The 594-nt window shown below is 76.9% G+C and carries 1 protein-coding gene; it reads right to left on the bottom strand.

Annotation, left to right across the window (positions count from 1 at the left end; genetic code table 11):
- Positions 1 to 100: 100 nt before the first annotated feature.
- The coding region (locus tag KUM32_RS35625; RefSeq protein ID WP_217146062.1) for a helix-turn-helix transcriptional regulator at positions 101 to 594 on the bottom strand (494 nt) is incomplete at its 5' end.

The raw sequence follows: 594 nt of genomic DNA on the forward strand, positions 1-594 counted from the left end.
CCCATGGGCCGCTCGGGAGCCGGTCGCAGGGCCCGCTCGGGGAGGCCGGATTCGGGGCCCACTCGCTCGGCGGCTGATCCCGGCCCGCTCCCCCGGCCGGTCAGGAGACCTGGAACGCGCCCGGGGTGAGGCCGGTGGTCCGGCGGAAGGCCGCCCCGAAGGCGCTCGCCGACCGGTAGCCCACCTCCGCCGCCACGGCCTCCACATCCCAGCCCCGGGCCAGCAGCGCCACGGCGTGCTGCGCCCGGGCCGAGGCGACCCAGCGCGCGAAGCTGGTGCCGGTCTCCGCGACGAAGGCCCGGCTGATCGTCCGCGCGCTCACGGCCAGCTCCGCCGCCCACTGCGACAGGGTGCGCTGGTCGCCGGGGTCCGCGCGCAGCGCGTCGGCGATCGGGCGCAGCAGGGCCGAGGTGGGCGCCTGGACGAGGAGTTCGCGCGGCGAGGGTTCGAGCACGTCGAGCACCAGCGCCTCGGTGACCTTCCGCGACGAGGCGGACAGGCCGGGCTCGCACAGCCGCTCAAGGAGCAACCGCAGCAGCGGGGTGATCTCGACGGCCACCGGGGTGTCGGAGAGCGAGGGCGTGGTGTGGAAGC

Source organism: Streptomyces sp. AC627_RSS907, from assembly GCF_019049165.1.